Origin of the sequence: Pseudobutyrivibrio sp. JW11 (assembly GCF_900115355.1) — a bacterium.
Taxonomy (GTDB): domain Bacteria; phylum Bacillota; class Clostridia; order Lachnospirales; family Lachnospiraceae; genus Pseudobutyrivibrio; species Pseudobutyrivibrio ruminis.
In genome coordinates this window covers 38,550-50,191 of the sequence record NZ_FOWB01000012.1, presented here as the reverse complement: position 1 = coordinate 50,191, position 11,642 = coordinate 38,550, and the positions used below count along the sequence as shown (strand labels likewise).

The following is an 11,642-nucleotide window of genomic DNA, read 5'->3' as shown; positions in this document are numbered from 1 at the left end:
TTTTGCATTCTATTTATGATTTATAGGATTAGTTCTGTCCTTCAAAATCTGTATGTGTTGTTGCAAAGTGCTGTGTTGTGGCACTCTTCTCACCGTCATTGCAGCAAGGATCAGCCTTCTTTTCAACTGGCTTTGATGCTGGAGCCTTGTCTACTGGAGTGTTGTTGCCAAAACCGAGCATCTCTGTCTTGAATGTAAGATCTGATGCAGCGCCTGCAAGATCTGTAGGAACTACAATCTTTGTAGCACGGCCATCGCCAAGCTTTGAAAGAGCCTCAAGCTTCTTGATAAGAAGAACTCTCTCGTCCATGTTTGCTTCCTTGAGCATTTCAATACCGCGAGCCTCTGCCTCGTATACAAGACGGATTGACTCAGCCTGACCTGTTGCTCTTGCGATAGCAGCATCTCTTTCAGCCTCTGCCTTAAGAACGAGGGCCTGCTTATCACCTTCTGCACGAGTGATTGATGCCTGCTTGTGACCTTCTGCCTCAAGAAGAGTCTCTCGACGATCACGCTCAGCCTTCATCTGCTTCTCCATTGAACGCTGAATCTCTTCTGGTGGGATGATGTTCTTGAGCTCAACACGGCCTACCTTGATACCCCAAGGATCAGTAGCCTCATCAAGGATAACACGCATCTTTGAGTTGATGTTGTCACGAGATGTAAGTGTCTGGTCAAGCTCCAACTCACCAACTAAGTTACGAAGAGTAGTAGCTGTAAGGTTTTCAAGAGCAAGGATTGGGCGCTCAGCACCATAAGCATAAAGCTTTGGATCCTGTACCTTGAAGTAAACTACAGTATCAATTTTCATGATAACGTTATCCTTTGTGATAACATCCTGTGGTGGAAAATCTGCAACCTGTTCCTTTAATGAAACACGCTTTGCAACACGATCAATGAATGGAATGATTACGTGGAAACCTGGTACCAATGTGTTGTGATACTTACCAAGTCTTTCAATGACAAATACGTATCCCTGTGGTACAATACGGATTCCAAATCCAACTGCAATCAAAACTATGACTAATACAACAATTAAAAATCCCATAAAATGTCCTCCCTTTTGTAAAACATCTATTGTCATTATTGTAGTCCATTAGAATTAGAAATGCATCAAGTTTTTTAACTTAACTTTCACTTAACCTGGCAGCTGAACACAATTCACCGCAACTATCGCCAGCATTATAATTCCTGCCCCCATAAAGGAAATCATAAAAATATTTCCTACCAACTTCAAATCTTTATCCTGCGAGCTGTTTTTGCTTACTGAAAAAACCCTTCCCAAAGCAAATCCCAGAACTGTAAAGAAAATCCCCATAAGCAACAGGAATAGATCACCCTCCTCAAATTCAAAAAATAGAGAGTGTGAGTTCATAAAATAAATGACAATTGCTGCAACCACTACAGCCCATACTGCTCCCATTATTCTCACAATGCGCAGTGACTTTTTGGCAGCATCTTCTGTGTTTCTATCTGCGCAGGCTATATCATCCCTCAATATGCTTTTGCTATTGCTTCCCACATTTACCAATATGAATAGCCACACTCCCGCCACTATAACGACGGGCACTATGAAAAATAAATCAAACATTTTCTCCCCCTTTGCTTATGGAATCTACTTCTATGAAAATGCCTTCTCAATATTATCTCTGATGATTGATGCTATGTTTTCTGGAATAGTAATTCCTTCATCTTCTACAGATAATTTTACATGATTCCAAGCGTAATCTGATAGTGTAAAATCAAATGACTCTCTGAAGCTTGCATCTGGAAGCTTTCCTGTGATTGTCTTTGTGAGAGTCATTGCCACTAGATAATCGCCTATGCCTGATGCGTGGGCTCCATCTATGTAATACAAATCTACTCCAGATTCGTTTTCCAATTTCTTCAGAACATTGCTCCAGATTTCTCCAATAGGAGCTAGCTTCGCACCTTCATCCTCTGCAATCTTTCTATATCTGCGATTCATCTCCGACTGATTTTCCGGTTTATCCTTCTCCGCCCATGTTTCAAAAATGATTGGAGTTGTATTCACTTTCTTACATAACTCTATAATCTCATGAGTATACTCGATTGTATCCTCAAAATCTGTCATTGGATGCGCATACTCCTGAATTATGCAGTAATCATATCGACCATGCAGGATATTAAATCTTTCTGAGAAATACTCCTCATCCATGTGCCACTTCAAGCTTCTTCCAGAGTATGCCAGCATAAACACCTGACATTCTTCACCTATAGCATTTTCTACCATACGCCTTACCAGCTCCGGCATGTCATTCATGTATGTATGACTATTGCCAATAAACAAAATCTTCTTCATTTCTTTCCTTCCGACACGCGAATTTCAAGATTCTTCAATTCTGCGTGTCCACTTTTTGCCTTCCAGACACGCACTTTTGCCATTTCCCTGATTCTGCGTGTCTTCTTGCTCTATTTCAGACACGCACTTTTGCTGTTTCTCTGATTCTGCGTGTCTTCTTGCTCTATTTCAGACACGCACTTTTGCTGTTTCCCGGATTCTGCGTGTCTTCTTGCTCTATTTCAGACACGCACTTTTGCTGTTTCCCTGATTCTGCGTGTCTTTCGCTTTAAAACCCGACACGAAAAACAACTCATTCTCTGTTATTTCGTGTCGAGTCCACTCCTGGCACTGGTGGCTTTGCCACAGTCCCAGTTTCAAACCTGCTTGGCTACCCCATATCTGCATGCTGGCGCAGTGTCAAGAGGCGAAGCGCCGCAAGGCCTTGCTCTTGACGCAAGACAGCTGCTGATATGCTGTAGCTAGCAGGTTGAAACAGCACTGAATGCTATCTCAACCTACCCCACCAAAGAATCAACTAGCCTACAAGCTTCTCCACTACCTCTACTGCTCAATCACCACTACCCCAGAGCAGTAGCTCTTTGACACATACTTAATTCCAGGAAAATGCTGCTGCAATTCATCCAACACAAAGTAGATTTCATCGTCGTCCCAGCGTTGGCCTTCTTCTACCTTGCACTGCTCAAGCTTTTCACGAGTATCAAAAGCAACATCTCCAAATAGGATTTTTCCGCCATCATTTAACAAGCCAAGAAGCTCCTTGATGAACTCCACCTTCTGCTCATCATTAAGATGGTGAATTGAATAAGTACCGACGATAAAATCAAATTTCTTCTCATATAACTCTGGCACTAATCCCTTAGTGATATCTCCTTGATAAAGCTTTGCATCTGGCATCTTCTCCTGAGCAAGCTCAATCATACGGGCCGAGAAATCCTGACCATATACTTCACAGCCATGCTCATAAAGCTTAGAAGTAAGTGTGGCTGTTCCAAAGCCGATATCTAGAACTGCTGCACCGGGCTTTTCCATAATCACTTCATAGATATACCCTAGCACTTTTTTATAGCCAGCAAATGGATAAACATTGCTCTCCTCTGATAATCCAACTGCCTCGTCATATCCATCTGCCCATAAATCAAAACCTTTGTTGTCTAACATATACTGCCTCCTCTATGTATGTCATTTTCTTACCTGTTCACTTTATCAATTTAACCCACAAAAGTAAACAACCTAAAAAATGAGCAACCCACTTAAGGGTTGCCCATTTTATTATCTCCCTACTATTTCATCGAAAATGGCATGTGCCACTTCTTCTTTTGTCATGATTGGAAGCTCTTTGGCACCATCAGCCGTGATAAGAGTTACCACATTGGTGTCTGTGCCGAAGCCTGCCCCCGATGTACGTAGATTGTTGGCGACGATCATGTCCACATTCTTTTTCTTCAGCTTAGCGCTGGAATTCTCAAGCATGTTTTCCGTCTCCATTGAGAATCCGCAAATAAACTGTCCTTCTTTTCTGTGGGCACCAAGGTATGCCAAAATATCTTCCGTTCTCTCAAGCTCTATACAGCTAGCTTCACCATCTTTTTTCTTTATCTTCTCCGTTGCAACATTGATAGGTCTGTAATCTGCAACTGCTGCACTCTTTATAATAATGTCGCACTCCCCGGCCGCGTTTTTAACTACCTCAGCCATTTCAGCAGCGCTTCGTACGGGAACAACATTTACAAACATTGGTGGCTCAATTGCAACTGGACCAGACACAAGTGTGACATCGGCACCGCGCTCCATGGCAGCCTTGGCGATGGCGTATCCCATCTTGCCAGTGCTGTGATTTGTGATGTAGCGAACTGGGTCGATTGCCTCCTCTGTAGGGCCTGCCGTAACAAGCACCTTTTTGCCAACCATATCGTGTTCATGGGCAAGTTCTCGAAGAATGTACTGAAGGAGCACTTCTGGTTCAGGCATCTTGCCTGCCCCTGTGTCTCCACATGCTAAATATCCATTAGCTGGATCGATTATTTCGAATCCGTATTTACGAAGTGTTTCAAGGTTGTCCTGAACGATCTGATTTTCAAACATGTTTGTGTTCATAGCTGGACTGACAAGCTTCTTACATTTTGCTGCGAGAATTGTTGTAGTAAGCATGTCGTCTGCTATGCCATGAGCCATCTTGCCAATTACGTTGGCGCTAGCGGGTGCCACCATAAAAATATCGGCTCTCTTGGCAAGTGCCACATGTTCAACGTTGAACTGAAAATTCCTATCAAATGTGTCAACTAAACATTTATTTGAAGTAAGAGTCTCGAAGGTAATTGGATTGATGAAATTGGTGGCGTTCTTTGTCATGATGACATTTACATCCGCTCCCAATTTTACAAGTGCCGAAGCAAGACTTGCAATTTTGTATGCTGCGATGGAGCCTGTTACTCCAAGGACTACACATTTACCTTTTAACATAATCCTTTTGATACCTCCGAAAACTACTAACTAGATTGCTACTTTACGCTTATTTCTCCCTAGTTGTTTATATTAAAGTGCTGCCTGCTTTGCTGAATCATCAGAAGCTACAGCTTTGATTTTCATTGCCTTATCTGAATATACACCTGCTGGCTGAATCTTATCAAGTACGATGCCTACTAAATAAACAATTACGGCACCAACGATAGCTTCGATAACACCATTGAAGCTGATAACACCAGCGATTACTGCCATAAGAGCATCTGGGTCAATCTGTAAAAGCTCAGCGTATGGAACTTTATAGAAAAGATAGATGCTTCCCATAACGAGAAGTGTATTTGTCATTGCGCCTGCAATACCAGCTGTGATAAAGCCAAGAGCCTTTGCATCCTTGTTCATGAAAAGGTATTCAATACCAGCGAATGCTGCTATACCAACAACGATACCGATTACTCTTGCAACTGAAACTGACATTCCAAGTACGCCTTCTGAAATCATTTTATTAAAGAATGCGAACACGCCAAATCCAAGAATGAATGACACAACTGCATTGATAATTGAACCAACTACAGCCTTCTTATCAGAGCTGATTGCCTTCTTGATACCAACATATACGAAGTAAGGTACCACACCGATAAGAATTCTTGGTACGATAGCGATGAATGTACTCTTGAATACGATTAAGAGTGCTGCTCCAACTGAATCATGTGGAAGCATTGTCAACGCAGCTACAGGCGAAAAGATGAATGCTGATGCTGCTGATGCTGCTGGTGCGATTGAACTCTTAATGAAACTGCTGAGTCCGAATACGCCTCCAAGAAATGCGCCCTTCTTTGGTCCTAAGAATAAAGAACCAATGATAACTGGAATATGAAGTGTTGTTGCATTAATAACTACAAGTGGAATAAATCCGAGTGGTGTTGAAGCCATTACTACAATAATGGCTGTGAATAACGCTGTGAGCACAAGCTCATAGGTCTTAGAATTTCTGCTTTGCATTTGTTCCTCCTTTTGGTAGAAGCCTCGACGGGTCTCCTCCTAGTAAAACCTTGCGTAAAGCGTAGCAACCATATATTACCATCTTTTTTTCAGAAGAACAATAAATTTTTAACAATGTCTGATTTCTGGCAAAAAAAGACTAGCCCTCACGAGCTAGTCTGTAATATCTTTTCTTATTTGAGTGCCATCTCTTCCATCTCACGAGCGATGCGGTTGATTACATCAAGAGTATCATTCATATCATGGAGGGCATCCATTGCGTTTTCGCTGACAGATCCAACTGTATCTGTAGCTGCTGCAACCTCTTCTGATGTTGCAGAAAGATTTGTAATGTTGTCCATAATCTGTGAGTTTGCTGAAATAACTTCATCCACAGAAGACTTAACCTGAACAACTCCGTTACGAAGTTCATCAGTACCTTCTTTGATAGTATCAAGCTTTGTACCTGTCTCAGAAATAAGTTCGTTCTGCTTGTTAGCATACTCTGCTGACTTTGACATTGCAGATGCAGCTGAACGAGCATCGGATGTAAGGCGCTCGATAATCTTTGCGATTTCTTCTGTAGCCTCGCGAGTGCTTTCTGAAAGTGCACGAATCTCATCAGCAACTACTGCGAATCCCTTACCTGCCTCACCAGCACGAGCTGCCTCGATTGATGCATTAAGTGCAAGCAAGTTTGTCTGACTTGAAATACCAAGGATTGTCTCTGTGATACCCTGAATATCCTGAATGCTATCGTTAAGGGCCTGTGTGGTTGTACTTGTTTCGATATTGATATTTGCAACCTTTTCAGCCTGGCTCTTAAGCTGGTTGATAAGGTCAACACCTTCATTTACAGAATCTTCTACTCGGCTTGAAACCTCATCGATTGTTGTAGCTTCTTCGCCGACTGTCTGAATGCTTTCCTGAATGATTGCAGTCTTGTTTGTCTGATTCTCAATAGCCTCTGCAATATTCTTTGTACCTTCAACGATTTCCGTAACTGAATCATTAACAGTGTTCATTGAATCATTAAGGTTTGTAGAAACGTCATTAGCTTCCTCAAATTTCTTATTAAGCTGCTCGGCCAAATCAACGATTGTTTCTGAAGTCTCTTTGATATCCGCTGCATGCTCTTTGATTGTATCAAGAGTCTCTGTTGTCTGGCGGCGCTGCTGCTTACAAACGATAACTGCGATTGTACATGCAATCAAACTGAATACAAGCTGCGTAACAAGCTCCCTTACTTCAAGATTACCTCTAAAAATTTCATTTATTCCCGATAATAGCAGTCCAAAGTTTGCAATAATAACACCAATTCGAACTGTTCCAGCCTCACCGTATATCATTACAATAAGGATGATGGCATACATGAAAACATACATGTGCTCATCGTTAGGACGGATAATCGTCATTAAGAAAAGCGCTACCATTGATAATGTTACACAATATTTATAACGATACTTCTCCCCAAATGCATTAAAGCAAACCTGGAACAAAATGATATCAAGTACTGCCACAGCCAATCTGACAATATCCAGCACATTGATGCCTGTCACAACCAGTGCTCTAACATTGAAAAATACCAATGCCATGGCTGTGATTGTTCCACAATATCTAGCTAGTCTGTTTTTTTCGAACATCTGTCTTGTTTGGATGCTCATGTTTTCATTTGCCTCACCCATTATTGTGTCCTCCATACTAATATGTGATATATTATTAACTGTACCACATGAAATAACTGTCATACTAGAGTATAATTCATAAATTTTTTCATTTTGTGAATTTTATTCCTATGATTTAAAATATTTTTTGTATTTTTTTGTTTTTATAAAAGGAGTTTACATATATATGGCTAAAAAAGAAGACAAAACAAACGTAATGAGATTACTTGATCAGAAGAAAATTCCTTATGAACATTTTTCCCTTGTAAACGCTGATGGACTTTCTGGAGAAGAAATAGCTGATAAGCTTTCAGAAAACCCAGCCCAGGCATTTAAGACACTTGTAACAACAGGCAAAACTGGCAATCACTATGTATTCGTAGTTCCTGTAGCAGCTGAGCTTGATTTAAAAAAAGCAGCCAGCGCTGTCTCTGAGAAATCTATCGAAATGCTTAAGCAAAAGGATTTACTCCCACTTACAGGATATGTACACGGAGGCTGCTCTCCTATAGGCATGAAGAAATTCTTTACCACAGTCATCGATGCCTCTGCCAAAAACTTCGACGAAATCTATTTTTCAGCAGGCAAGGTGGGCCACCAAGTAAAAATTGCAGTAGAAGACATTTCTAAGATTATCAAGGTTGAGTATGAGGATATTATAAAGTAAAAAAAGGATTCAGAAATCCATGATTTCTGAATCCTTTTACATTTATACTATTCGATTTATTCCTGTGGCATGTCGCTTTCAATCTTGAACTTAGAAAGCTCATCATTGATAGCAAGTGCAGAATCTGATACTGAGTTGGCTACGTTTTCTACGCCCTGGCTTTCTGTGGCAATCTCGTTTGCACTTTCTGCTAATGTGTAGATTGTAGCAGTGATTTCTTCTGAGCTTGCTGACTGCTCTTCTGAAATGGCAGCTACTGATGATGCGATGTCGTTTACTTCGCCCATCATGCTAATCATCTGCTTCATAACCTCTGCTGCTTCGTTAAGATCTTCGTAAATCTTAGAGAAGCTTGTGCCAGCTTTTTCTACAACCTCACCACTTGCATTGATTGAATCCATGTTTCTCTGAGACTTGTCAGCCAAATCTGTGATAAGACCTGTAATCTGTCTGATGATGTCGCCGATTTCCTTGGCTGCGTCCTGAGAATTCTGAGCAAGCTTTCCAATCTCATCAGCAACAACTGCAAATCCCTTACCAGCTTCACCGGCACGGGCTGCTTCGATTGAGGCATTAAGTGAAAGGAGGTTGGTCTGTTCTGCGATAGAATCAATCATCTGAACAATATCTGTAATCTGCTTAGCAGAATCTCCAACAGTTACAACTACATCGTTCATTTCGCTCATAGACTCGTTGATGTTGTCCATGCTGCGCTGAACCTCTGTCATATCTTCCTGACCAATCTTTGCCTGGTCTACAAGAGCCATCATGGTTTCGTTTGTGCTGTTTCCATTATCAGTCAAATCAGATACTGCGTGAGCAAGATTTGTAGCGTTTTCAGCAAGCTCGCCAACAGCATTTGAAATATCGTCCATTGTCTCCTGAATCTGGCCCATAGATACTGACTGGTCCCCAGCCTGTGTACTCATCTTGCCAGAAGCAGTCTTTGAACTTTCGGAATCTTCCTGAAGCTTTTCAGCACGTCCCTGAATTGAACCAATGGCACCGTTCATAATCTGAACGAACCTTGTCATCTCTCGGCTGATAAGACCAATCTCATCACCCTTATCAGCTGGCATCGTTGTTGTAAAGTCACCATCTGAAATCTTAAGAATGCTATTTGAAAGGCCATTAACTGGACCTGTAATAACTTTATTAATTGTAATAAGAATAACAGCGATAATTACAATAATAAGAGCAAACATAGCTCCAAGTGATATAAGCATAAAGCTATTTGCATCTGCCATAACATCATCCACTGCTACTGATGAAATAAGTGTCCATGTTGTACCTGGTATAGAAGCTGCACAAACATAATAATCTGTGTTTGTTGAATCTTGATTGATTATAACTGGTTCTGTTGCACCGCTTTCCACATATGCTTTTACTTCTTCAAGATATTTACTTCCTGACGTGGAAACCTGTCCACCATTAAGTGCTGTATCAAAGTAAGATACGATATAATCTCCATCCAGCACCATTGAACCACCAGTCTTCATAGGTGTAAGAGCTGCCACTTCTTCCTGAAGAGCTGTTAAATAAACATCAACAGCTGCAACACCAAATTCGCCGTTTGCAAAATTTACATTTCGTACAAATGTAACGCAAAGCTCGCCGTTATTAGCATCGATATATGGCTCTGTGCATACAAATGTCTCCTCATCCACACCTTCTGCGTACCAACCACGCTCTGTTGGTCTCCAGTCAGCTGGCTGAGTCTGGTGATTTGCAAAGAAATATGAATCATCCGAGAATCCAATATAAATACCAGTGTTTTCTACTGCATCATAATCTGCAGATGGCTCCACATAACGAAGCATTGCTGCATGGTCCTCGAAGTAGACATTTTCCAATGTATCACAGTACTGGCCATCTTTTGCAGTCAGCATCTGGATATCTGAACCTAACCTCAATGAATTGTACTGGCCCTCAGCCTGCAAATCCATAAGAGATACTTCTGTGATAATCTTTCTTGCATTATAGGAAATAAAAACAATGATTCCTGCAATACCAATTGCAATAATTGGAAGCAGAATCATCAACAGTGTTGTTCCTATACTGCGTTTTACTTTTGGCGCATTAGCCTTCTGTTGTTCCTTATTAGCCATTATACCCTCCTATCCTCACAAGCTTGCTGCCTGTGATAGATTCACTTTTAACATTATCTACCTCAATTGTTACTTTTCTGTTAATTATAGGAGGGTTTTGTTAATTTCACTGATTCTTCACAAGTGTCTCCTTGATGAGGTCATAGTTTTCCTTGAGATGTGGCCTCATGCAATTGATGCAGGATTTTATCCCTTTGCTTGTGTATGTGAAATTGCCGCCGCACTTATCCCCTAGATGATACAGTGGACAGTAGCAGAACAGACAATTGAAATTGTCTGGGTCGTCTGTCTTGTGGCAAGGGAAGTACTCGCACTCTTTATTTTGAAAATATTTGTAATGTTCCATATGTAAACCTCTATCTATAAGCTTTGCTCGAAAAATCCTACTAGAGCAGGGTATTTCCTTCGCTTTGCTCGGAAAACCCTACTCCTATTATACACTATTTTTTCACACCTATTTGTTAGGATTGCCCTATAAACACCTATGTGAGGTAAAAAGTATGTTTAAACACGAAAAAAAATCTCATACTCTGGTGGATGACACTGGTATTCATGAAGATACAAAAGTAAAAAAGATAACCTTCTTTGTAGGACTGTGTCGTCTCGTTACAGTCATTCTTATTGTTCTTGGTGTACTGAATCTGATATACGGAAATATTTGAGGGGAAATATGGAAGATTTTAAGCGAAGAGTCTATGAAGTTGTAGAAGTTTCCAGCATGGGAGACAAATCTAGCCGAGCTTACGATGTTATGATGAACACCGCCATCATCGTAAGTTTAATTCCTATGACTTTTAAAAGGGATATGGCAATGACATTTTGGCTTGAAATATTTGTCACTATTATCTTTTTAATAGACTATGCTGCTCGTGTTTACACTGCTGACTACAAGATGGGCTACAAGAGCTATAAGGCCTATATTGCCTACATTCTTTCACCACTAGCATTGTTTGATTTCATATCAATTCTTCCAATTATATATTGGTTTACTCCAGTCAAATCCTGGATTGGACTACTACGTCTATTCAGAGCCTTCAGGGCAATAAAGCTGGTACGTTATTCCAAGACAATGATTGTCATTTCTAATGTAATCAGAAAAGTTAAAAAGCAACTGATGGCGGTTCTGCTTCTTATTACTGTTTATATTTTTATGTCAGCCATGTTGATTTTCCAACTGGAGCCTGAGCTTTTCAATAACTTTTTCGATGCGCTTTATTGGGCAACCATTTCCATCACAACAATTGGTTATGGAGATATATCTCCTGTGACACCAATTGGCCGTATGATTACTATGATATCTGCTTTGGTGGGTGTGGCTGTGATAGCTTTGCCGTCCGGTATCATTACGGCAGCCTATATGAATGAGATAAATAAAAAGAAATCAAAATATGAATTATAAAATTTAGATTAAAAAAGGCACTGCATATCGCAGTGCCTTA

At 40.7% G+C, this 11,642-nt stretch carries 12 protein-coding genes; 3 read left to right on the top strand and 9 right to left on the bottom strand.

Going from position 1 to position 11,642, the window contains the following annotated elements; translation table 11 throughout:
• Window positions 1-28 precede the first annotated feature (28 nt).
• The 7 genes from BM102_RS10670 to BM102_RS10640 all read right to left on the bottom strand — a co-directional run bounded on the left by BM102_RS10670 (window position 29) and on the right by BM102_RS10640 (window position 7,449).
• Entirely contained in the window at window positions 29-1,048 is a 1,020-nt protein-coding gene (locus tag BM102_RS10670; protein ID WP_090481879.1) for an SPFH domain-containing protein, read from the bottom strand.
• 90 nt (window positions 1,049-1,138) lie between these two features.
• Complete coding sequence (locus BM102_RS10665) at window positions 1,139-1,591, bottom strand: hypothetical protein (protein WP_090481876.1); 453 nt, start codon at window positions 1,589-1,591, stop codon at window positions 1,139-1,141.
• A gap of 30 nt (window positions 1,592-1,621) precedes the next feature.
• Complete coding sequence (locus BM102_RS10660) at window positions 1,622-2,323, bottom strand: SGNH/GDSL hydrolase family protein (protein WP_090481873.1); 702 nt, start codon at window positions 2,321-2,323, stop codon at window positions 1,622-1,624.
• A gap of 543 nt (window positions 2,324-2,866) precedes the next feature.
• On the bottom strand, window positions 2,867-3,484 hold the full coding sequence (locus BM102_RS10655; RefSeq protein WP_090481870.1) for a class I SAM-dependent methyltransferase: 618 nt from the start codon (window positions 3,482-3,484) through the stop codon (window positions 2,867-2,869).
• Between the two features lie 111 nt (window positions 3,485-3,595).
• A complete protein-coding gene (gene coaBC, locus BM102_RS10650; protein WP_090481867.1) occupies window positions 3,596-4,786 on the bottom strand; it encodes a bifunctional phosphopantothenoylcysteine decarboxylase/phosphopantothenate--cysteine ligase CoaBC in 1,191 nt (396 codons plus the stop codon).
• Window positions 4,787-4,858: 72 nt separating this feature from the next.
• Entirely contained in the window at window positions 4,859-5,785 is a 927-nt protein-coding gene (locus BM102_RS10645; RefSeq protein ID WP_090481865.1) for an ECF transporter S component, read from the bottom strand.
• Window positions 5,786-5,958: 173 nt separating this feature from the next.
• Window positions 5,959-7,449 carry a methyl-accepting chemotaxis protein gene (locus tag BM102_RS10640; protein WP_177194957.1) on the bottom strand — a complete coding sequence of 497 codons (1,491 nt, stop codon included), beginning with the start codon at window positions 7,447-7,449 and terminating at the stop codon, window positions 5,959-5,961.
• A 166-nt stretch (window positions 7,450-7,615) separates the two neighbouring features.
• Here BM102_RS10640 and ybaK point away from each other — a divergent pair, with 166 nt between their 5' ends.
• The gene (ybaK, locus tag BM102_RS10635) at window positions 7,616-8,095 is read left to right on the top strand and encodes a Cys-tRNA(Pro) deacylase (RefSeq protein WP_090481859.1); all 480 of its coding nucleotides are present in this window, start codon (window positions 7,616-7,618) and stop codon (window positions 8,093-8,095) included.
• 56 nt (window positions 8,096-8,151) lie between these two features.
• Here the strand turns inward: ybaK and BM102_RS10630 are convergent, their stop codons facing one another.
• Together BM102_RS10630 and BM102_RS10625 are read right to left on the bottom strand one after the other, a co-directional pair.
• Entirely contained in the window at window positions 8,152-10,203 is a 2,052-nt protein-coding gene (locus tag BM102_RS10630) for a methyl-accepting chemotaxis protein (protein WP_090481856.1), read from the bottom strand.
• Between the two features lie 106 nt (window positions 10,204-10,309).
• Window positions 10,310-10,549, bottom strand: coding sequence for a cysteine-rich small domain-containing protein (locus BM102_RS10625; RefSeq protein ID WP_090481852.1), 240 nt, complete (start codon window positions 10,547-10,549; stop codon window positions 10,310-10,312).
• Window positions 10,550-10,703: 154 nt separating this feature from the next.
• On the opposite strand from BM102_RS10625, the gene BM102_RS14355 reads away from it, so the two are divergent.
• Together BM102_RS14355 and BM102_RS10620 are read left to right on the top strand one after the other, a co-directional pair.
• Window positions 10,704-10,865, top strand: a complete 162-nt coding sequence (locus BM102_RS14355) for a hypothetical protein (RefSeq protein ID WP_177175671.1) — start codon at window positions 10,704-10,706, stop codon at window positions 10,863-10,865.
• Window positions 10,866-10,873: 8 nt separating this feature from the next.
• Window positions 10,874-11,602 (top strand): ion transporter, encoded by a 729-nt coding sequence (locus BM102_RS10620; RefSeq protein WP_044938967.1) that lies wholly within the window; start codon window positions 10,874-10,876, stop codon window positions 11,600-11,602.
• Window positions 11,603-11,642 lie beyond the last annotated feature (40 nt).

Bases quoted from the DNA above. Each gene is read 5' to 3' on its own strand.
- BM102_RS10670 (WP_090481879.1), bottom strand. From the start codon at position 1,048: ATGGGATTTTTAATTGTTGTATTAGTCATAGTTTTGATTGCAGTTGGA.
- BM102_RS10665 (WP_090481876.1), bottom strand. From the start codon at position 1,591: ATGTTTGATTTATTTTTCATAGTGCCCGTCGTTATAGTGGCGGGAGTG.
- BM102_RS10660 (WP_090481873.1), bottom strand. From the start codon at position 2,323: ATGAAGAAGATTTTGTTTATTGGCAATAGTCATACATACATGAATGAC.
- BM102_RS10655 (WP_090481870.1), bottom strand. From the start codon at position 3,484: ATGTTAGACAACAAAGGTTTTGATTTATGGGCAGATGGATATGACGAG.
- coaBC (WP_090481867.1), bottom strand. From the start codon at position 4,786: ATGTTAAAAGGTAAATGTGTAGTCCTTGGAGTAACAGGCTCCATCGCA.
- BM102_RS10645 (WP_090481865.1), bottom strand. From the start codon at position 5,785: ATGCAAAGCAGAAATTCTAAGACCTATGAGCTTGTGCTCACAGCGTTA.
- BM102_RS10640 (WP_177194957.1), bottom strand. From the start codon at position 7,449: ATGGGTGAGGCAAATGAAAACATGAGCATCCAAACAAGACAGATGTTC.
- ybaK (WP_090481859.1), top strand. From the start codon at position 7,616: ATGGCTAAAAAAGAAGACAAAACAAACGTAATGAGATTACTTGATCAG.
- BM102_RS10630 (WP_090481856.1), bottom strand. From the start codon at position 10,203: ATGGCTAATAAGGAACAACAGAAGGCTAATGCGCCAAAAGTAAAACGC.
- BM102_RS10625 (WP_090481852.1), bottom strand. From the start codon at position 10,549: ATGGAACATTACAAATATTTTCAAAATAAAGAGTGCGAGTACTTCCCT.
- BM102_RS14355 (WP_177175671.1), top strand. From the start codon at position 10,704: ATGTTTAAACACGAAAAAAAATCTCATACTCTGGTGGATGACACTGGT.
- BM102_RS10620 (WP_044938967.1), top strand. From the start codon at position 10,874: ATGGAAGATTTTAAGCGAAGAGTCTATGAAGTTGTAGAAGTTTCCAGC.